Consider the following 20,110-nt stretch of genomic DNA (forward strand, 5'->3'; position numbering starts at 1 on the left):
CCCCGAACCAGATCGGCCCGCCGGTCCCCCGTCGGCGGGCCGCCGTCCGTGCGGCGGGGCCGGGTCAGGCGGCCGGAACCGGCTCACCGCGCTGCCGGGCCACGTGCTCGACCAGGGAGATCAACACCAGCTTGCCGGACTGCCGGTCCCGGGCGTCGCAGAGCACCATCGGCACGTCCGGATCCAGGTCGAGCGCCCGGCGTACGGTCTCCAGCTCGAACCGACGGGTGTCCTCGAAGCAGTTCACGCCCACCACGAACGGGATGCCGCGCTGCTCGAAGTAGTCGATGGAGGGGAAGCAGTCGGCCAGCCGCCGGGTGTCGGCGAGCACCACCGCGCCGAGGGCGCCGAAGGCCAACTCGTCCCAGAGGAACCAGAACCGGTCCTGGCCAGGGGTGCCGAACAGGTACACCTGAAGGTCGTCGTTGATCGTGATCCGGCCGAAGTCCATCGCCACCGTGGTGGTCGACTTGCCCTCCACCCCGGAGATGTCGTCGGTGCCGATGCCGGCGTCGGTGAGCACCTCCTCGGTCTGCAACGGTCGAACCTCACTCAACGCGCTCACCAGCGTCGTCTTGCCGGCACCGAAGCCCCCGGCGATGAGGATCTTCAGTGCCAGCGGGACGGTGACCGAGGTGCCCGCCTGGTCATAGCGCACGGAGTCCACTGACCACCGCCTTGAGGATGTCGTCGTCGGGAAGATCGCGGCCGGCCGGCGGCTCGTGCACCGCGACCAGCCCCTGAGCGAGGAGGTCACCGAGCAGCACCCGGATCACCCCGACCGCGAGGTCCAACTCGGCCGCCAGCTCGGCCACCGACACCGGGCGACCGGCCAACGTGACCAGCCGCCGATGCTCCGGCGGCAGCTGCGGGTGGGCCGCCAGGTCGAGGTCCGAGCCGGCCAGCACGAACGCGACCAGGTCGAACCCCTCGACGGCCGAGCGCACCCGGCCGCCGGTGAGCGTGTACGGGCGGACCACCGGGCCCGCGTCGCCGTCCAGCCACTCGTGCTGGGGGCCGGGCGGCTCAGCCCGCATCACCGGCATCCGTCGTCGGTCGGGCGGCCGCGGTGAGGTTTTCCCCCACGCGGATGACAAGCATCGCCATCTCGTACGCGACCAGGCCGATGTCCGCGTCGGCGTCGCTCACCACGGCCAGGCAGGCGCCCTGCCCGGCGGCGGTGACGAAGAGGTACGCCGACTCCATCTCCACCACGGTCTGCCGGACCGGGCCGCCGTCCACGTGCCGGCTCGCGCCCCGGGCCAGGCTGGAGAAGCCGGCGGCCAGCGCGCAGAGGTGCTCGGCGTCGGAGCGCTCCAGCTCGGCGGAGGCGCCGAGCAGCAGCCCGTCGGCGGAGAGCACCACCGCCTCCCGGGCGGCCGGTACGCGTTGCACCAGCTCGTCGAGCAACCAGTCGAGGCTGTCGCTCTGCTTCGTCGTTTGCCGCACTAGGCGTCCCTCTCAGTCGCGGTCGGAGGTTCGGAGGCCGTCGGAGGCGCCGCAGCCGGGCCTGCCGCGGGCGGGGCCGCAGCCGGGCCTGCCGCGGCCGGGGTGGCATCCGGCCGGCTCACCGGGGTGGCCGGGCCGGGCGTACCGCCCCGAGCGGTCGAGCCCGGGGCGACGACTGTGGCCCGGCCGCGTGCGGTGCCGGCCTGGAGGGCCGCCATGACCCGGCGGACCTCCTCCGGCGATCGTGGCGTCGGCGCGTCGGCGACTGTGGACCGGGGTTGGGCGGTGGGGGTCCGCCGTCGCACCCTGCGGGGCAGCCCTTCCAGGTCGTCAGTCGTCCCGTCGGAGGACGACTCGCCGTTGGCGGCCGGCGCGTCGGCCGGCGGACGGTCCGGCGTCGGGCCGGTGGGCAGGGCGAGGGTGGGCAGGTCGTCGGTGGCGGTCGCGGCCACGGCCGCGCTGGTGCGGCCGGCGCGGGGCCGGGGCACCGCGCCTCGGCGCGCCGGTCGGGCCAGACGCCTGTCGCCCGAGGGCGCGGCAAGCGTGGCGGGGTCGGGGCCGGCCGGCGGCTCGGTGGTGACCAGGTCGGTGGGGACCAGCACCACGGCGGTGACGCCGCCCGCCTCGGAGGGCCGCAGCCGTACGCGCACGGCGTGCCGGGCCGCCAGCCGGGCCACCACGAACAGGCCGAGTCGGGCACTCTGCGCCGGGTCGAACTCGGGCGAGCTGGCCAGCCGGGTGTTGGCGCTCTCCAGCGCGGCCGCGGACATTCCCAGGCCCTGGTCGGTGACCTCCAGGACGTACCCGTTGGCGACCTGCTCCCCGGTGATGGTCACCCGGGTGCCCGGCGGGGAGAAGGCGGTGGCGTTCTCGACCAGCTCGGCGAGCAGGTGGATGATGTCGCCGACCGCCCGGCCCAGCACGCCGACCGGCTGCACTGTGGTGATGTCCACCCGGTCGTACGCCTCGACCTCGCTGATCGCGCCGCGGACCAGGTCGACCATCGCGACCGGGTTGCGCCACCCTCGACCCGGCGCGGAACCGGCGAGAATGACCAGGTCCTCGGCGTGCCGGCGGAGTCGGGTGGCCAGGTGGTCCACCTGGAACAGCTCGGCCAGCTCGTCCGGGTCCTCGGCGCGACGCTCCATCCGGTCCAGCAGGTGCAGCTGCCGGTGCACCAGGCCCTGGCTGCGCCGGGCGATGTTGAGGAACACCTCGTTGAGCCCGCGGCGCAGGGTGACCTCGTCCACGGCGGCCTGGACGGCCGTGCGCTGCACCTCGGTGAAGGCCCGGCCGACCTCGCCGATCTCGTCGTTGCCGTACTCAAGGGGTGGCGCCTCCCGGGCGACGTCGACCTGCTCGCCGCGGCGCAGTCGGGTCACCACGTCCGGCAGCCGGTGCTCGGCCAGCTCCAGGGCGGCGGTACGGACGCCGCTGAGTCGTCGGACCAGGGTGCGGCCGACCCGCAGCGCCACCAGCACCGAGACCACCACGGCGGCGAGCCCGAGCACCCCGGCGGCGGCCAGCCGGACCAGGATCCAGACGGCCATCGGCACCGAGCGGTCGGTGAGCCCGTCGGCCTCGGCCAGCTCGAAGTCGCGCAACTGCTGCTGTACGGCGTCGTGGCTGGCCTGCCACGACGCGGCGTCCACAGGTGGCCGACCGGACCTGTTGGCCCCGATCAACGCGTCCTGCATGGCGCGCAGGCTGGTGAACGCCGGGCTCTCGGTCAGTCGCTGGTACGCGGCACGCCCGGCCTCGGGCAGGTCGGCCACCGCGCTCTCGGTGAGCCACCGCTGGTTGCCGATGGCCTGCACGAGCAGGGCGTGCTCCCCCTCGGCGAACTTCCCGGCGGTCAGCACGCCGGCCAGCATGGCGTCGGTCTGGCCGAGCAGCTCCCGGGAACGGCCCAGCGAGGTGAGCGCGAGCGCCTGTCGGTTGATGGCCGGATCGCTCAGGTTCGCCATCGCGGAGAACGCCTGGAAGGCCGCCGAGACCATGCCGCTGTAGAGGCCGAGGGCGCCGGCGCGGTCCATCAGACCGTCGTCGATGAAGTCCCGACCGGTCGGCAACGCCGCCAGGGCGGCGACCAGCCGGTCGACCCGGTCCTCCAACAGGTCGTCGGCGGCGTCGCGCAACGCCTCCCCGTCGACCCGACGACGCAGCTCGGCCACCGCCCGATCCGTACGCTGGCGCTGCTCGGTCAGGGCGGGCAGCTCGGTGGTGCCGGCGAGCTGCACCACCGACAGTCGACGCTCCCGTTGCAGCTCGGTGACGACGGCCTCGCCGGGGCGGCCCAGGTCGTACAGCAGGGTGCGCGCGGAGAGCAGGTTCAGGGCGGGGCCGAACGTCAGCGTCGTCGCGAAGATCCACAGCGCGAGGAGCGCGGTCACCGGAGCGACGACCAACGCGGTCAGCTTCGAGCGGATCGGCCAGTCGCGGGTTCTCATCAGACCTCGCCCGTACAGGGGTGGCAGGAGGGGCGCCGGCACCGCCGGGCAACGCGCTCGCCGGTCGCGCACCCGGCCGTCAGGCCGGGCACCGGCGCGGGCGCCTTGGGCAGGATACGTAATCGCGCCCGGTTGCACTACCGCCCGTCGCGTCGACATCGACGCTGCGAAATGCGCCTGCGCCGGTACGACGAGCGCCCCACCGGTCCACCGACGGGGCGCTCGTGTCACCGGTACGGATCAGATGTTGTCGGCGATGCCGAGCCCCTCGGCGACGCGCCGGCCGTAGCTCGCGTCGCACTGGCTGAAGTGCCAGACCATCTTCTCCTGGATGTGCTTGTCACACTGGGCCAGCAAAGTGGTCAGGTTGTGCACCAGGTCGTCGCGCTCGGCGTCGGTCATCTCGCGGAAGCGGCGGCCGGCCTGCGCGTAGTTGTTCTGCCGCTCGATCGGGGCCTTCATGACGTGCCCGGAGACGAAGGGCCGATACTCCCGGTAGGACTCGTCGGCCTCCTGGAGCCCGGCGACGGAGGACGGCTCGAAGTTGATGTGCGGGTCGGCGCCGCGGTTGTCCACCCCGTACGACATCGCACCGCCGCCCTGGTTGGTGCTGACCTGGACGTCCTCGCGCGGCCGGTTGACCGGGAGCTGGAGGTAGTTCGGGCCGACCCGGTAGCGCTGGGTGTCCGAGTAGGAGAAGGTCCGCCCGACAAGCATCTTGTCGTCGGAGAAGTCGATCCCGTCGACAAGTACGCCGGTGCCGAAGGCGATCTGCTCATTCTCGTTGTGGTGGTCGGTGATGTTCCGGTTGAGCGTCATCATGCCGACCGGCAGGTAGGGGAACTGCTCCTCCGGCCAGATCTTGGTGTCGTCGAGCGGGTCGAAGTCCAGCTCGGGATGCTCGTCGTCGCTCATGATCTGCACGTTGAGCTCCCACTGCGGGTACTCACCGCGTTCGATCGCCTCGTACAGGTCCCGGGAGGCGTGGCCCAGCTCGGTGGCCTGGATCGCGTCCGCCTCGGCCTGGGTCAGGTTGTGCTCGCCCTGCTGGGTCAACCAGTGGAACTTGACGAGCACGGCCTCGCCCTGGGCGTTCACCAGGCGGTAGGTAGTTCACGCCCGACCCGCGCATGGTGCGGTAGTTGCGAGGGATGCCGTAAGGGGAGAAGAGCCAGGTCAGCATGTGCATCGACTCGGGCGTGTCGGACATCAGGTCGAAGATGCGGTTCGGCTCCTGGCGGAAGGTCACCGGGTCGGGCTTCAACGAGTGGATCACGTCGGGGAACTTGATCGCGTCGCGGATGAAGAAGACCTGGAGGTTGTTGCCCACCAGGTCCCAGTTGCCGTCCCCGGTGCGGAACTTGACCGCGAAGCCGCGCGGGTCGCGGGCGGCCTCGGAGGAGTCCCGGCCGCCGATGACTGTGGAGAAGCGGATGGTGACGGGGGTCTTCGCGCCCCTCGTCTGGAACAACTTCGCCCGGGTGTACGTGGCGGCCGGCTCGTCGCCGATCGTCCCGTACGCCTCGAACTCACCGTGCGCGACGAAGCCGCGCGCGTGCACCACCCGCTCCGGGATGCGCTCCCGGTCGAAGTGACTGATCTTCTTCAGGAAGTGGTAGTTCTCCAGCGTGGCGGGCCCGCGCGAGCCGACCGTCCGCTGCTGCTGGTTGTTGTGCACGGGGTGACCCTGGCGGGTGGTGAGGGTCGGCCTGTCGGCCTGCGGGTCGCTCATCGGTCTCCTCCGGATGCGTGGTGCGGCGTACCTGACCGGTCCCGGGTTGGCCGGGCCTGGTCGCTCGCGGGCGTACGGCGGGCACCACCCACCCAACCGCCTTATCTGGAATGAGTCAAGTTTTCGCCACGATGTGGCGACACCCGGCCGGGATCGGCGAGGAAAGTGCCTCGGATCGGGATTGGCGATCAGTACGCGGAGGGAATACCAGGTGACGAAGGAGGAGCCCATGTCGCCCACGCAGATAATCGTCATCGTGCTCGTCGTGCTGGTGATCGTCGCGGCGCTCGCCGTGGCCGTCCGGACGATCGGCCGTCGCCGCGCGCTGCGCAGCCGGTTCGGGCCGGAGTACGACAGGGTGGTGCAGGAGCAGGACAGCCGGTCCGCCGCGGAGCGCGAGCTGCGCGACCGGGAACGCCGGCACGCCGAGCTCACGCTCACCCCGCTCAGCCCGGAGTCCCGGGCCCGTTACGCCGCCGCCTGGGAAGAGCTCCAGATCCGCTTCATCGACTCGCCGGGCGAGACCGTGGGCGACGCCGACGAACTGGTCACCCGACTCATCGAGGAGCAGGGCTACCCGACCGGGGACTTCTCCGACCAGATCGCCCACCTCTCCGTCGAGCACGCCCGCACCCTCACCAACTACCGGGACGCGCACGAGATCCACCTCCGCAACTCCCGGGGGGAGGCGAGCACCGAGGAGCTGCGCCAGGCGGTCGTGCACTACCGGGCCCTCTTCGCCGACCTGCTCGGTGAGGAGCCGGTCGGTCAGCGCACTCCCGAACAGGGTTCCCACCCGGACACTCCGCACGACGCCACGAGCCGCTGAGGAGGCCACCGATGCGCCACGAAGAGCAGCAGGTGAGCAACGACCACCCGGAGGCCGTCCGGTCCGCGCCGGTCCCGGTGCCGCCGACCGGCGACCGGGCCGCCCACTCGGACGTACCCGAGGACGCCCTGGACGACCGGGGCACCTTCGACGACCCGACCACCGACCACGACCGGGTCACCGCCCACGACCGGGCCATCGACCCCGAGCGGGCCAACGGCACCGACCCGGGCACCCTGCACGACCGGACCGACGACGACCGGGTCGCGGACGACGACCGGATTGACGACGACCGGGCCGACACCGAGTGGGCCGACGACAAGCGGGCCGAGGACGACACCGAGCGCCGGAACCGGCCCGACGACGACGAGGGTGGCTTCCACGAGCCGGGACCGCTCCCGACCGCCTTCGGCGCCACCACCGTGGCCGACGCGGTGGCGGCGTCCGCGCTGGCGAGCCCCTACCCGCAGGACCAGCCGGACCCACGTGCCGAGCGGACCGCCCAGCCGGGCGACGGCGCCGAGGACGGCGAGCGGGAGGGTCTGCGCGCCGACCCCACCGCCGAGCTGCACCGCCGCGACGGCGTTCCGGAGACCGACCGGGACATCTCACCGGCGACCGACGAGGCCGCCGACCTGGACGTCGACGACCCGCGCGCGGACGCCGACACCTCCGCGCGCACCGTCGTCGTCCCCGGCAGCACGGACGGTGCGCCCGAGCGACGCGGCGACCTGACCGACTGGGCCGGCGATCCCGACGCGGCAGCCGCGGGCGCGGCCGGCTACGGCAGCGCGTCCCCGGAGATGGTCGACCCGGACGCCGACGCCGAACCGGTCACCACCGAGGCGGCCGGCACCTCTCTGGAGTCCGCCGGGACGTCGCGGCCCGCCGGTTCGACAGTCGCCGCCGAGCCGGCCACGCTGCTCGACGGGGACACCGCGCAGGGCTTCCGGGACCGCTGGCGGGACGTGCAGCTGCGTTTCGTCGACGACCCGCACGCCGCGGCCGGCGAGGCGCAGGCCCTCGTGGAGGAGGCCATCCAGGCTCTCGCCTCCGCGCTGGCCGCCCAGAAGAACACGCTGGGCGGGTGGCAGGACGCCGGCTCGGCGGACACCGAGCAGTTGCGGATGGCCGTCCGCAACTACCGCGACTTCCTGGACCGCGTACTGGGTCGCTGAGCGACACGATCGAGGGGCGCCCCGGCCGGCAGGCCGGGGCGCCCCTCGGCGTTGCGAGGGCGGCCGCTGAGCGCTTCGACACCGGTCAGACGCACAGCCGGGGCGAGCCACCCGCGCGGGCCCGAACACACCGCAGCGGACGCGCAGGCGTGAAACCTCGCGTAGTGGGTAATACGGCGCGCGCATCAAACCGGTGCCAACGTCGGGACGAGGGGTGACGGGATGGACGGCGGCGGTCTGCGGCTCAATATGAACGGGCTGGACTACCTGATTCTTGCGCTGTACTTCGTCACCGTCCTCGGGGTGGGCTTCGCCGCCCGGCGGGCGATCCGGACCAGCGTCGACTTCTTCCTCTCCGGCCGCTCCCTGCCGGCCTGGGTGACCGGCCTCGCGTTCGTCTCGGCGAACCTGGGGGCCCTGGAAATCATCGGCATGGCGGCGAACGGCGCCCAGTACGGCGTCATGACGGTCCACTACTACTGGATCGGCGCGGTGCCGGCGATGGTCTTCCTGGGCATCGTGATGATGCCCTTCTACTACGGGTCCAAGGTCCGCAGCGTGCCCGAGTACCTGCGGCTGCGCTTCAACCGGCCGACCCACCTGCTGAACGCGCTCAGCTTCGCCGTCGCCCAGGTGCTGATCGCCGGTGTGAACCTCTACGCGCTGGCCCTGGTCATGCAGGCGCTGCTCGGCTGGCCGCTCTGGACCGCGATCGTGGTCGGCGCGGCGATCGTGCTGGCGTACATCACCATCGGTGGCCTGTCCGGGGCGATCTACAACGAGGTGCTCCAGTTCTTCGTCATCCTGGCCGGCCTCATCCCGGTCACGGTGATCGGCCTGGTCAAGGTCGGCGGGGTGAGCGGGCTCATGGACGCGGTCCGCGACTCGAAGCTCGGCGAGGCGGGCCTGCACGCCTGGCAGGACACCGCCAGCACCGACAACCCGCTCGGCGCGCAGTGGATCGGCATCGTGTTCGGCCTCGGCTTCGTGCTCTCGTTCGGCTACTGGACGACGAACTTCGCCGAGGTGCAGCGGGCCCTGTCGGCGAAGAACATGAGCGCCGCCCGGCGTACGCCGATCATCGCCGCGTACCCGAAGCTGTTCATCCCCCTGGTCACGATCATCCCGGGCCTGGTGGCCCTGGTGACGGTGAAGGGGCTCGGCGCGGACAAGGGCGACCTGCAGTACAACAACGCGATCCCGCTGCTGATGCGCGACCTGCTGCCCAACGGCGTGCTCGGGGTGGCGGTCACCGGCCTGCTCGCCTCGTTCATGGCCGGCATGGCGGCCAACGTGAGTGGCTTCAACACCGTGTTCACCTACGACATCTGGCAGGCGTACGTCCGCCGCGGCCGGTCCGACGAGTACTACCTGCGGATCGGCCGGTGGGCGACCGTCGCCGCCGTGGTGATCGGCATCGGGACGGCGTTCATCGCGTCCGGCTTCAGCAACATCATGAACTACATCCAGGCGCTCTTCTCGCTGTTCAACGCGCCGCTGTTCGCCACGTTCATCATCGGCATGTTCTGGAAGCGGATGAGCGCCCTCGCCGGCTTCTGGTCGCTGCTGCTGGGCACGCTGGCCTCGCTCGCCACCTACCTGCTCTACAAGGGCGGCGTGATCGGCTTCAACTCCGACCTGGAGGAGAGCTTCTGGGGTGCCGGCATCGCGTTCGTCACCGTGGCGGTGGTCGCCGCGATCCTCACCCCGCTCACCGCGCCCAAGCGCGACGAGGAGCTGCGCGGGCTGGTCTACGGGCTGGGCGGCGTCGACCTGAAGGGTGACGTGCTCGCCGGAGACGCCGTCTGGTACCGGTCCCCCGTGCTGCTCGGCGTGATCGCGGTCGCGCTCGCCGCCCTCTTCTACATCCCGGTCTTCTAGAAAGGAGTCGGCAGATGAGCAACGACGGCCAGCCGGCGCAGGACCCGCTGATCGACGAGACGCAGGCCGAGGAGCGCCGCTCCGCCGCCGCCCGACTGTTCGACATCCGTCGGGTGATCGGTGGCCTCTTCGTGGCGTACGGGATCATCGTGACGCTTATCGGCATCTTCGACAGCCGGGCCGAGATCGACAAGGCCGAGGGCGTCCGCATCAACCTGTGGGCAGGTCTGGTGATGCTCGCCTTCGGCCTGCTCATGCTGCTCTGGCAGTGGGTGCGCCCGGCCGAGGCGCCGAACCCGAACGAGCAGCAGCCCGACAGCTGACGCCAGGCCCGTCGCCGGCGCCGTCCATACGGGCGGCGCCGGCGCCGCGCATGGGCGCGGACGCACGGGGTACGCCAGGGGGATCAGGCAACGTGTCGGACACAGGAGGCAGCACCATGACCGATCGCGACCGCCGACCGCTGGAGGAGAGCCCGCAAACGGCCGCTGCGGTGGACGACGACAGCACCGTCCCGCAGTTGCGGACCGGGGGCGGGCCCGACCGTGACACGCCGACCTTCACCGAGCCCCGCGACCGGCCGGAGGACCTCGCTCCGGACACCGACGACCTGATCGGGGACCCGTACGGCGCCGGCACCGGCGCGACCGGGACGGGCACCGGCGCGGGCGGCGACAACATCCGTACCGGGGCTGAGCAGCCCTGGGAGCCGGAGGATCTGGTGATGGCCCGCGGACAGGACCTCACCCCGGAGAACCTGGACAAGGCCCGCCGCGACCTGGCCGAGCAGGGCCGCGCGGCGATCGAGCGCACTGTGCCCTGACCCGGGGCGGAACAGGGGTGGGGTCCCCGGCCCGACCGTGACGGTCGGACCGGGGACCCCGGGGGAACCTGCCGCCGGCAGTGCCTCACCTACTGCCGGTGGCGGGTTGGTGCGTGAGCTACCCGCTCAGAGAGCCGGGTAGGCGTTGCGCATGAGCTCCTGGAACTGGGCGGAGAACCACGCACCGGAGATCGGCGCGTCCGGCAGGGCGCCCGACGGGTTGTTGCCGTTGCGGGCGTTGCCGCCGTACGTCGGGTCACACATCCGGTCGAAGCCCTTGCCCTCGTTGTTCGGGATCTCCTTGCTGGAGCCGTCCGACTCACCCGGGGGCTTCACCCAGACGTACGCGTCGATGCCCGGCGCCGGGTTCGCCCGCGGCCGCTCGCCGAGGCCGGCACCGGCCTGGTTGCACCAGTTGCCGGCGTGGGCCCGGCGGTCGATGCGACCACCGTTGACGTAGGTGTCCACGCTGGTGGTCGCGCCCGGGCCGGTGGGGCGGGCGGAGCCACCCCAACCGTTGCGGGACGTGTCGATCAGCATGCCGATGTTGGAGTTGAAGCCGACCGAGATCAGCTTGGTACGGAACGCCTGGGCGAAGGACAGCTCGTCGACGTAGAAGTTCCAGTCGATCCACTTGGACTGCCGCACCGTCTGGCCGTTCACGTTGTCCGTGACCTTGAAGTACGGCTCCGTGAGCGCCGAGTAGTTCGCGGTGTTGGTGATGAACCCGTGCACGTTGTTCACCGTGCTGCCGGAGGCGACCGCTGCGGTCTTCAGGATGTCGGCGGTCGGGCCGAAGTTCGAGTCCCAGCCGAGCCAGCCGTGGTGACCGGCGTCGATGTAGTTGTAGACGTTGCCGATCGCGCCCAGCTTGGCCAGGGCGTAGCCGACACCGTTGACGTACGCGCCGTTGGCCTTGACCGTGTCGCACATGACCGTGCCGCCGGGCTGGCCCGAGGTGTTGGTCACGATGTTCGGCAGCGAGTCGATCTCGATGACGTTGACGATCCGGATGTTCCGGTACTTCGCGTCGGCCTGGATCGCGGCGATCGGGTCGATGTACTCGGCCTTGTACCGGGGCAGCTCGTTCGGGCCCAGCTCACCGTTCGAGGAGAGCGCGGAGCAGTCGCGGCCGGGCAGGTTGTAGATCACGAACTGGATGTAGCCGGCGCCCTGGCGCAGTGCCTCGTCCAGGTGCTCCCGCACCCCGAAGGCCCCGTTCGAGCTGCTGTTCGGCGTGCCGTTGATGGCGGCGATCCGGTCCAGCCAGACGGCGGTGGGGTTGTTGGAGACCCGGCTTCCACCCGGCTCGGCGTCCGCCTTGGCCTTCCACTCCGGGTTCACGTAGCCCTTCACACCGGCGTACGGGTTGTCGACCTTGGTGCCCGGAGGGGGCGTGGTCGGCGGCGGGGTGGTGGGCGGAGGCGTGGTGGGCGGAGGCGTGGTGGGCGGAGGCGTGGTCGGCGGGGCGCTGGTGGGCGGCGGGGTGGTGGGGTTGCCGCCGCCGTTGCAGACCACGCCGTTCAGGGTGAACGAGGTCGGCTTCGGGTTGCTGCCGCTCCAGGCGCCGTTGAAGCCCAGGGTGGTCGACGCGCCGGTCGCGAGGCTGCCGTTGTAGGACAGGCTGCGGGCGGTGACCTGGCTGCCGGACTGGGTGAACTCGGCCGACCAGCCCTGCTGCACCCGCTGGCTGGAGTTGGGGAAGGTCCAGCCCAGCGTCCAGCCGTTGATCGGGTCGCCGAGGTTCTTGATGCTGATGTTGGCGGTGAAGCCACCCTGCCAGTCGTTGGTCGTGTACGCGATGTCGCACTGCGTCGCGGCCTGCGCCGCGGTGACCGGGATCGTCACCAGCCCGCCGGCGACCAGGACGCCCGCCCCGGCGAGCGCCAGGGTCCGGCGTGGGCCGGACAGCCTTCTCCACATATTCATGCCACTGATCTCCTTGGGCGAGACCGGGCTCGCGTACGGCCCGGCGAGACGGCCCGGTGGGCGTCCTGCACGGACGGCCTCCGGCGCCACGGGATTCATTGGGGGGTGCCCGACCCGGACGGGCGGTGGTGGTGGTGGTGATTGGCCGACGCGAGGTCGACCGGTTGGCGGCCGGTTGTCGTCCGGCGAACCGGATGCCCTCGACGCCCTGCCTGCGCGGTGTGGCTCCCCGAACCGCGTGCGCCGATTCTTGCATGGGAGCGCTTCCATGGCAATGGCTCGATGCGCGAGCCGCCCTCAACTCGGACGATACCCCCGGGCAGCGCGAGCGGCACGTGCCGCCCGTTATCGGATGACGACCGCCGCCGCGCACTGCGGGGCGGCAACAGCGCGGGGCACGCGCAAGGTCATGCGGGGTCCGAGACGGCACTGCGAGCCGAGAAAGCCGCGTAGCACTCCTTTGCCGCTTACCACCAGCAAAGGTCAAAACGCGAATCTTTCACTTCATTAGTCATGAAACGGTCTAACGTCGGTCGTAGCTCGGTTGTCGCCGGGCTCAGGACAACAGGGATGGAGTGACGCAGGTCATGGCTAAGAAGATGCTCGGGAAGGTCGTTGCGGGCGCCGCACTCGGCGGCGCGTCGCTCCTGGTGTTCGCGCCGGGGATCGCGTTCGCTGACGGGCACCACGGCGAGGACGGCAAGGTCTACGCCAAGCCGCACGTCGTGAAGGCCGGCGACGAGGTCAAGCTCCTCGAGATCTGCCCGGATCGGCAGGAGCACGCGTACGTGTGGTCCAAGGTCACCGGCAAGGTCAAGCTCGAGCCGGCGCGGGACGACCGGGGCGAGGACCGCGGCGAGTGGAGCGAGGAGGAGGACTCCTACGACCACGACGACAAGGGCAAGGACGAGCACGGCAAGGACGAGCAGGGCAAGGACGAGCACGGCAAGGACGAGCAGGGCAAGGACGAGCAGGGCAAGGACGAGCAGGGCAAGGACGAGCACGGCAAGGACGACAAGGGCAAGGACGAGCACGGCAAGGACGAGCAGGGCAAGGACGACAAGGGCAAGGACGAACACGGCAAGGACGAGCAGGGCAAGGGCCACGAGGGCAAGGACGAGAACGGCGACGACGAGTCGCAGCCTGCCGCCGACGGCGGCCAGGGCGGTGGCGCTGCCGCCGACGCCTACGGCGACGAGGACAGCAAGGACTGGAAGGGCGAGGAGCACGGCCAGGACGCGGACGACAGCCGCGGCCAGAAGGACCGGGACTCCAAGGACGAGGGCAAGAAGGACTGGGAGTCCAAGGACGAGGACAGCAAGGACTGGGAGTCCAAGGACGAAGACAAGAAGGACTGGGAGTCCAAGGACGAAGACAAGAAGGACTGGGAGTCCAAGGACGAAGACAAGAAGGACTGGGAGTCCAAGGGCCACGAGAACGGCTCGGACGACGAGTACGGCTCGGACAAGGGCCGCGAGTCCGAGGGCCACGAGTACGGCTCGGACGAGGAGTACGGCTCCGACAAGGGCTGGGAGTCCAAGGGCCACGAAAATGGCTCGGACGACGAGTACGGCTCCGACAAGGGCTGGGAGTCCAAGGGCCACGAAAACGGCTCGGACGACGAGTACGGCTCCGACAAGGGCTGGGAGAACAAGGACGAGCACGGCTCGGACGACGAGCGCGAGTTCGTGTACTACGGCGAGGCCAAGGTCGACAAGGACGCCAAGCCGGGCCGCTACGAGCTCAAGGGCTCGTGCGGCGAGGGCGAACTGGTCGTGCTGCCCCACGGTGGGGTCGACGGTGGTGACGGTGGCGCCAGCACCGGCACCGACCGTGGCCTGGCCACCGGTGGCGCGGGCCTGCTCGGCGCTGCCGCGCTGGGCGGGATCGTTCTGATGCGTCGTCGGCGGACCGATGGTTCGCTCGTCTGACGTGACGGCGACACGGGCCGGCGGCCGTCACGGGAGACCGTGGCGCGCCGCCGGCGCGGCCGTCGTCGTCACCCTGGCCATGGTCGGCGCCGGCATGATCGGCGCCTCGTTGCAGGACAGGCCCGCTCCCCGCCCTCCGCAGCCGCTCGCCCAGGCCGGCCGCGACGTCCCTGGGCCGACGGTCGGCGGGACCGACGCCACGGCGCCGGACGACGGGGAGCACGCCGCGCCTGGCGACGTTCCGGTCGGGCTGAACCGGTCCGCCCCGACCACCATCGAGATCCCCCGCATCGGCGTCGACGCGACGGTCCTGTCGCTCGGCACCAACCCGGACGGCACCGTCCAGGTCCCCCCGTTGGAGCAGGCCGACAAGGCTGGCTGGTACGAGCCGGGCGCGAGCCCCGGTGAGACAGGTAACGCGGTCATTGTCGGGCACGTGGACTCGGCGAAGCTCGGCCCAGCCGTCTTCTTCGACCTCGGCTCACTCGTGCCCGGCGACACGATCACGGTGCGGCGGGCGGACGACCGGCCGGCGACGTTCCGGGTCGACTCGGTGAAGTCGTACCCGAAGACGTCCTTCCCCACCGAGCTGGTCTACGGGCCGAACGACCGGCCCGGCCTGCGGGTGGTCACCTGCGGTGGCCAGTTCGACGAGGTGGCCAGGAGCTACCGGGACAACATCGTCGTCTTCGCCACCCTGGCGGCATGAGCGGGACGGACACGAACGCGGTCCGGCCGGTCGGGGGTCACCCGACCGGCCGGACCGCGCCCGGCGTACCGGATCAGGCGGCGGCGGAGGTCCGCACCAGGGTGCGGATCTGGCGCAGCAGCACGGACAGGGCGGCCAGGTCCGCCCGCGACTCGTCGAACTCCCCCATCGCCCGGCGGGCCCGGTGGATCGATGTGGCGTTCGACTGCTCCCACTGCTGCACGCGCTCGTGCGGCGGCTGATCCTCCGGAGTGGAGTCGAGCACCTCCGCGGTGAGCGCGGCCAGCGCGGCGTACAGGTCGTAGCGCAGCGCCATCCGGGCGAGGGTCTGCCAGCGGTCCTCGCGCGGCAGCAGGGAGATCTTCGACAACAGCGAGTCCACCCGGAACAGGTCGGAGAGCACGAAGTAGACCGAGGCCACCTCGCTGACGTCCCGTCCGCTGCGGGTCGCGGTCTCCACCACGTCCAGCAGACCGAAGCTGTACATCAGCCGGGTCGCCCGCTCCGCCAGCTCGCGGGGCAGCCCACGGTCGGTCATCGAGTCCATGTGCGCCGCGATGGCCTGCCGCTCGCCGCCGTAGAACAGCTCCTCCAGACCCGGCAGCAGCCGGGCCACCCCGTCGCGCAGCCGCGCGATCTCGGTCGGCACGTCGATCGGCGAGCGCCGGTTGGTGACCAGCCAGCGCACCGCGCGGTCGAGCAGCCGACGGGTGTCGAGGTAGACGCTCGTCTGCAGCTCCGGGGAGACCTTGTTGTCAAGCGCCTCCACCGCGTCCCACAGCTCACGCAGCCCGAACACCTCGCGGACCACCACGTACGCCCGGATCACGTCGGCGGCGCTGGCCGCGGTCTCCTCGACGACCCGGAAGACGAAGGAGATGCCGCCCCGGTTGATCGCCTCGTTGACCAGCACGGTGGTCACGATGTCCCGGCGGAGCCGGTGCCGGCCCATCCGGTCGGCGAACCGCTCGCGCATCGGCGTCGGGAAGTACTTGACCAGGACCTCGGTCGTCCACTCCTCGTCGGCCAACCCCTCGGTGAGGATCTCCCGTTCCAGGACGATCTTCACGTACGCGAGCAGCACCGCGAACTCCGGCGCGGTCAGCCCGGACTCGCTTCGTACCGCCAGCTCCTCGTCCGGCGGCAGCGCCTCCAGCGACCGGTCCAACGCGCCGGAACGCTCCAGCTCGTTGATCATCCGACGGTGCACGGGGAGCAGCGAGGCGGCCTGGGCCTGGGCGTTGTTGATGGCCCGGGCCTGGTCGTAGTTGTCCCGCAGCACCAGCTCGGCGACCTCTTCGGTCATCCCGGCCAGCAGCTCGTCCCGCTCGGCCGTGGTCAGCTCACCGTCAGCGACCGCGGTGTTCAGCAGGATCTTGATGTTCACCTCGTGGTCGGAGGTGTCCACCCCGGCGGCGTTGTCGATGAAGTCGGAGAAGATCCGGCCACCGGTCAACGCGTACTCGATCCGGCCGAGCTGGGTCCAGCCCAGGTTGCCGCCCTCGCCGGCCACCCGGCAGCGCAGGTTGCGCCCGTCCACCCGGATCGCGTCGTTGGACTTGTCGCCCACCTCGGCGTTGGTCTGGCTGGACGCCTTGACGTACGTGCCGATGCCGCCGTTCCAGAACAGGTCCACCGGAGCGGTGACGATCGCCTTCATCAGCTCCTGCGGTGAGAGCTGGGTGACGTCGTCGTCGAGGCCGAGCGCCGTCCGGACCTGCGCGGTGATCGGGATCGACTTCGCGGTACGCGGGAAGATGCCGCCCCCGGCCGAGATCAGCTCGGGGTTGTAGTCCTCCCACGACGAGCGGGGCAGGTCGAACAGTCGACGACGCTCCGCGTACGAGGTGGCCGCGTCCGGGTCGGGGTCGAGGAAGATGTGCCGGTGGTCGAACGCGGCCACCAGCCGGATGTGCTCGGAGAGCAGCATGCCGTTGCCGAACACGTCGCCGGACATGTCACCCACGCCGACGACTGTGAAGTCCTGGGCCTGGGTGTCCACGCCCAACTCGCGGAAGTGCCGCTTGACCGACTCCCACGCTCCCCGGGCGGTGATGCCCATCTTCTTGTGGTCGTAGCCGGCCGAACCGCCGGAGGCGAACGCGTCGCCCATCCAGAAGTTGTGCGCCACGGAGATCTCGTTGGCGATGTCGGAGAACGTCGCCGTGCCCTTGTCCGCCGCCACCACCAGGTACGGGTCGTCGCCGTCGTGCCGGACCACGTCCTCGGGCGGCACGATCTGCCCGCTGACGATGTTGTCGGTGACGTCGAGCATCGCGCCGACGAACTCCTGGTAGCAGGCGACCGCCTCGTCCCGGTCGCCTGGCTTCTGCTTCAGCACGAAGCCGCCCTTGGCGCCCACCGGCACGATCACGGTGTTCTTGACCATCTGCGCCTTGACCAGGCCCAGCACCTCGGTGCGGAAGTCCTCCCGACGGTCGGACCAGCGCAACCCGCCCCGGGCCACCGGCCCGAACCGCAGGTGCACACCCTCGAATCGGGGCGAGTAGACGAAGATCTCGAACTTCGGTCGCGGCGCCGGCAGGTCCGGGATGGCCTGCGGGTCGAGCTTGAACGCCACGTACGCCTTCGGTCGCCCGCCGACCGGCTTCTGGTAGAAGCTGGTCCGCAGGGTCGCCTCGATCAGCGTCAGGTACGAGCGCATGATCCGGTCCTGGTCGAGGCTCGCCACGTCGTCCAGCGCGCCCCGGATCGTCTCCACCAGCTCGCCGCTGCGCTGCTGCCGCTGCTCGGCGGTCAGCTCGCCCGGCGCGAACCGGGTCTCGAACAGCTCCACCAACAGGCTGGCGAGCTTCGGGTACGCGATGAAGGTCTGCTCCATGTAGTCCTGCGAGAAGACCGTGCCGGCCTGCCGCAGGTACTTCGCGTACGCCCGCAGCACCACCACCTGCCGCCAGGTCAGCCCGGCGCGCAGCACCAGCTCGTTGAACCGGTCCACCTCGGCCTCGCCGCGCCACGCCGCCGCGAACGCGTTCTCCACGTGCGGGCGTACCTCGGACAGCTCGTGGTGCCCCTCGGGCAGCATGAGGCCGAAGTCGTACAGGTAGACCCGACCGTCGATCCGGTCCACCTCGTACGGGTGCTCGTCGACCACGCGGACGCCGAGCGAGTGCAGCACCGGCAGCACGGCGGAGAGCATCATCGGCTCGCCGTACCGGTAGACCTTGAACCGCACGTTCATGCTGTCGGCCAGGTCCGCACCGGGCACGCGGGTGCCCGGCCGGGGCGCGAGCTGCTTGCGGAACAGGTGCATCTCCAGCTGGCCGGGCTCCTCCAGCAGCTCCAGCTTGGCCAGGTCCTTCATCGCCTCGTACGGCGTGTGCCCGTCCTTGTAGCCCTCCGGGAACGCGTCGGCGTACCTGGCGAACAGGTGCTTGGCCTGCTCGTCGCCGAGCTTGCGCTCCAGCACCAGCCGGTAGTCGTCGTCCCAGAGCCGGGTCGCGTCGGCCAGCTCCTCGGCCAGCAGGTCGGCGTCGATGTCGCCGGGCGGCCGGGTCGGGTCGGTGCGGACGATGAAGTGGATCCGGGCGAGCATCGACTCGGTGACCCGGGTCGTGTAATCCACCCCGACGCCGTTCAGCTCACGCAGCAGGATGTCCTGCATGCGTAGCCGGTTCTGCGTGGTGAACCGGTCCCGGGGAAGGTAGATCAGGCAGGAGATGAACCGCCCGTACGCGTCGCGGCGCAGGAACACCCGCAGCTGCCGGCGGCCCGCCATCCGCAGCACGCCGATCACCGCGTGGTACAGGTCGTCGGTCTTGATCTGGAACAGCTCGTCGCGCGGGTAGGTCTCCAGGATCTGCAGCAGATCCTTGCCGGAGTGACTGCGCCGGCTCAGGCCGGAGCGGTCGAGCACCTCCGCGACCTTGCGGCGCACCACCGGCAGCTCGCGGACGCTGGTCCGGTACGCCGCGGTGGAGAACAGGCCCAGGAAGCGGCGCTCCCCGATGACCTCGCCGACCTCGTTGAAGATCTTGAAGCCGATGTAGTCCAGGTACGCCGAGCGGTGCACGGTGGCCCGCGAGTTGGCCTTGGTGATGATGAGCAGGCGCTTCTCCAGCACCTTCTCGTGTGCCTCGTGCGTCATCGACGACAGCGACCGGGCCTCCGGGGAGTCCGAGCGCAGGATGCCCAGGCCGGTGCCGAGAACTGCCTCCAGCGCCTTGCCGTCGACGGGGTCGGCGGAGTTGCCGTCCGGGGCGTCGACCAGGCGGTACTCGCGGTAGCCGAGGAACGTGAAGTGGTCGTGTGCCAGCCAGCGCAGCAGCTCCACCGAGTCGGTGATGTCCTTCTCCGGCACCGGCGGACGGTTCTCCGAGGTACGTGCCGAGGCCAGCTCGTCGGCGAGCGCGAGCGCGCGCTGACGCATCTTCGGCCAGTCCTCCACGGCCTCCCGCACGTCGGTGAGCACCCGTTGCAGCTCACCGCGCAGGCGGTCGCGCTCGGCGGCGTCCCGGACCGGGTCGATCTCGATCCGCATCCAGCTCTCGATGATGTCGCCGGCGATCGCGTCGTCCGGCTCCACGTCCGCCGAGACCTCCGTGAGGCGGCCCAGCGGCTCGCGCCGGACCACCACCAACGGGTGCACCAGCAGGTGCACGTCCAGGTGGTACGAGTTGAGCAGCGCCGTCACCGAGTCGACCAGGAACGGCATGTCGTCGGTGACGATCTCGACGACCGTGTGGTGCTGGTCGGCGTGCGGCTCGTGGATGCGCAGCTTCAACTCGCCGGGCACCCGCTGCTGGGCCAGGTCCCGGTGCGCCCGGGCCGCGTCGAGCATCTCCTCAGCCGTGAAGCCGACCAGTTCCTCGTCCGGGGCGAACCGCCAGAAGCGACCGACCAGGGTCGCCGCATCGTGGTCGTCCCCGGCGAGTGCGACAGCCTGGGCAACCAGGCGCTCCGCGTTGGGGACCGGTTCGTCGAGCTCGGCGTCCTCCACGTCGTCGGCCAACGCCTCGGTCGGCAGGCCCAGATCGTAGATGGTGTCGATGCTCGACCCGGTCAGCCCTGTGACGCCCGTGTCGAGCCGGCCGTAGCCGTCCCCGTCGGTCGCCGAATCGAAGCTGTCGTCGTCCCGGCCGGAGTCATCCTGCCGGAGGTCGGGTTCCGGTTTGATCGCCGGACGCCGGTCCATCGGTGCCACTCCCCTCGACCCACCGCGTTGTGGGTCACTCTGCC

15 protein-coding genes are annotated in these 20,110 nt (G+C 70.9%); 7 read left to right on the forward strand and 8 right to left on the reverse strand.

Features of this window, described 5'->3' with window-relative positions:
* Nucleotides 1–64 precede the first annotated feature (64 nt).
* The 6 genes from MILUP08_RS28680 to MILUP08_RS37220 form a co-directional block, all read right to left on the reverse strand.
* On the reverse strand, nt 65–667 hold the full coding sequence (locus MILUP08_RS28680) for a GTP-binding protein (RefSeq protein ID WP_007464399.1): 603 nt from the start codon (nt 665–667) through the stop codon (nt 65–67).
* Entirely contained in the window at nt 648–1,037 is a 390-nt protein-coding gene (locus MILUP08_RS28685) for a DUF742 domain-containing protein (protein ID WP_039908956.1), read from the reverse strand. Before MILUP08_RS28685 ends, MILUP08_RS28680 begins: the two co-directional genes overlap by 20 nt.
* The gene (locus tag MILUP08_RS28690) at nt 1,027–1,449 is read right to left on the reverse strand and encodes a roadblock/LC7 domain-containing protein (protein ID WP_007464403.1); all 423 of its coding nucleotides are present in this window, start codon (nt 1,447–1,449) and stop codon (nt 1,027–1,029) included. The genes MILUP08_RS28685 and MILUP08_RS28690 overlap by 11 nt, the downstream gene beginning before the upstream one ends.
* Nucleotides 1,449–3,899, reverse strand: coding sequence for a nitrate- and nitrite sensing domain-containing protein (locus MILUP08_RS28695; protein ID WP_007464405.1), 2,451 nt, complete (start codon nt 3,897–3,899; stop codon nt 1,449–1,451). The genes MILUP08_RS28690 and MILUP08_RS28695 overlap by 1 nt, the downstream gene beginning before the upstream one ends.
* Before the next feature lie 240 nt (nt 3,900–4,139).
* A complete protein-coding gene (locus tag MILUP08_RS37215; RefSeq protein ID WP_272944016.1) occupies nt 4,140–4,955 on the reverse strand; it encodes a catalase in 816 nt (271 codons plus the stop codon).
* Nucleotides 4,846–5,631: a catalase gene (locus tag MILUP08_RS37220; RefSeq protein WP_007464409.1), complete on the reverse strand. Its 786-nt coding sequence runs from the start codon at nt 5,629–5,631 to the stop codon at nt 4,846–4,848. The genes MILUP08_RS37215 and MILUP08_RS37220 overlap by 110 nt, the downstream gene beginning before the upstream one ends.
* Before the next feature lie 229 nt (nt 5,632–5,860).
* On the opposite strand from MILUP08_RS37220, the gene MILUP08_RS28705 reads away from it, so the two are divergent.
* The 5 genes from MILUP08_RS28705 to MILUP08_RS28725 all read left to right on the forward strand — a co-directional run bounded on the left by MILUP08_RS28705 (nt 5,861) and on the right by MILUP08_RS28725 (nt 10,342).
* Nucleotides 5,861–6,460, forward strand: a complete 600-nt coding sequence (locus MILUP08_RS28705; protein WP_007464411.1) for a hypothetical protein — start codon at nt 5,861–5,863, stop codon at nt 6,458–6,460.
* A gap of 11 nt (nt 6,461–6,471) precedes the next feature.
* Nucleotides 6,472–7,638: a hypothetical protein gene (locus MILUP08_RS28710; protein WP_007464413.1), complete on the forward strand. Its 1,167-nt coding sequence runs from the start codon at nt 6,472–6,474 to the stop codon at nt 7,636–7,638.
* A gap of 222 nt (nt 7,639–7,860) precedes the next feature.
* On the forward strand, nt 7,861–9,519 hold the full coding sequence (locus MILUP08_RS28715) for a sodium:solute symporter family protein (protein ID WP_007464416.1): 1,659 nt from the start codon (nt 7,861–7,863) through the stop codon (nt 9,517–9,519).
* Nucleotides 9,520–9,533: 14 nt separating this feature from the next.
* Nucleotides 9,534–9,842 (forward strand): hypothetical protein, encoded by a 309-nt coding sequence (locus MILUP08_RS28720; RefSeq protein ID WP_007464419.1) that lies wholly within the window; start codon nt 9,534–9,536, stop codon nt 9,840–9,842.
* Between the two features lie 116 nt (nt 9,843–9,958).
* Nucleotides 9,959–10,342, forward strand: a complete 384-nt coding sequence (locus MILUP08_RS28725; protein WP_007464420.1) for a hypothetical protein — start codon at nt 9,959–9,961, stop codon at nt 10,340–10,342.
* A gap of 126 nt (nt 10,343–10,468) precedes the next feature.
* Here the strand turns inward: MILUP08_RS28725 and MILUP08_RS28730 are convergent, their stop codons facing one another.
* Nucleotides 10,469–12,271, reverse strand: coding sequence for a glycoside hydrolase family 6 protein (locus tag MILUP08_RS28730; protein ID WP_007464422.1), 1,803 nt, complete (start codon nt 12,269–12,271; stop codon nt 10,469–10,471).
* 587 nt (nt 12,272–12,858) lie between these two features.
* Here MILUP08_RS28730 and MILUP08_RS28735 point away from each other — a divergent pair.
* Together MILUP08_RS28735 and MILUP08_RS28740 are read left to right on the forward strand one after the other, a co-directional pair.
* A complete protein-coding gene (locus MILUP08_RS28735) occupies nt 12,859–14,202 on the forward strand; it encodes a putative sodium/potassium/calcium exchanger (protein WP_039908957.1) in 1,344 nt (447 codons plus the stop codon).
* A 1-nt stretch (nt 14,203) separates the two neighbouring features.
* Nucleotides 14,204–14,911 (forward strand): class F sortase, encoded by a 708-nt coding sequence (locus MILUP08_RS28740; RefSeq protein ID WP_039906765.1) that lies wholly within the window; start codon nt 14,204–14,206, stop codon nt 14,909–14,911.
* A 73-nt stretch (nt 14,912–14,984) separates the two neighbouring features.
* Here the strand turns inward: MILUP08_RS28740 and MILUP08_RS28745 are convergent, their stop codons facing one another.
* Nucleotides 14,985–20,066 (reverse strand): NAD-glutamate dehydrogenase, encoded by a 5,082-nt coding sequence (locus MILUP08_RS28745; RefSeq protein ID WP_007464427.1) that lies wholly within the window; start codon nt 20,064–20,066, stop codon nt 14,985–14,987.
* Nucleotides 20,067–20,110: the final 44 nt, after the last annotated feature.

Source organism: Micromonospora lupini str. Lupac 08, assembly GCF_000297395.2.
In the GTDB taxonomy this organism is placed as follows: Bacteria; Actinomycetota; Actinomycetes; order Mycobacteriales; family Micromonosporaceae; genus Micromonospora; species Micromonospora lupini.

What these genes read in the sequence shown, in the direction of transcription:
- MILUP08_RS28685 (WP_039908956.1), bottom strand. Translation starts at nt 1,037, where the DNA reads ATGCGGGCTGAGCCGCCCGGCCCCCAGCACGAGTGGCTGGACGGCGAC.
- MILUP08_RS28695 (WP_007464405.1), bottom strand. Translation starts at nt 3,899, where the DNA reads ATGAGAACCCGCGACTGGCCGATCCGCTCGAAGCTGACCGCGTTGGTC.
- MILUP08_RS37220 (WP_007464409.1), bottom strand. Translation starts at nt 5,631, where the DNA reads ATGAGCGACCCGCAGGCCGACAGGCCGACCCTCACCACCCGCCAGGGT.
- MILUP08_RS28705 (WP_007464411.1), top strand. Translation starts at nt 5,861, where the DNA reads ATGTCGCCCACGCAGATAATCGTCATCGTGCTCGTCGTGCTGGTGATC.
- MILUP08_RS28710 (WP_007464413.1), top strand. Translation starts at nt 6,472, where the DNA reads ATGCGCCACGAAGAGCAGCAGGTGAGCAACGACCACCCGGAGGCCGTC.
- MILUP08_RS28715 (WP_007464416.1), top strand. Translation starts at nt 7,861, where the DNA reads ATGGACGGCGGCGGTCTGCGGCTCAATATGAACGGGCTGGACTACCTG.
- MILUP08_RS28720 (WP_007464419.1), top strand. Translation starts at nt 9,534, where the DNA reads ATGAGCAACGACGGCCAGCCGGCGCAGGACCCGCTGATCGACGAGACG.
- MILUP08_RS28725 (WP_007464420.1), top strand. Translation starts at nt 9,959, where the DNA reads ATGACCGATCGCGACCGCCGACCGCTGGAGGAGAGCCCGCAAACGGCC.
- MILUP08_RS28730 (WP_007464422.1), bottom strand. Translation starts at nt 12,271, where the DNA reads ATGAATATGTGGAGAAGGCTGTCCGGCCCACGCCGGACCCTGGCGCTC.
- MILUP08_RS28735 (WP_039908957.1), top strand. Translation starts at nt 12,859, where the DNA reads ATGGCTAAGAAGATGCTCGGGAAGGTCGTTGCGGGCGCCGCACTCGGC.
- MILUP08_RS28745 (WP_007464427.1), bottom strand. Translation starts at nt 20,066, where the DNA reads ATGGACCGGCGTCCGGCGATCAAACCGGAACCCGACCTCCGGCAGGAT.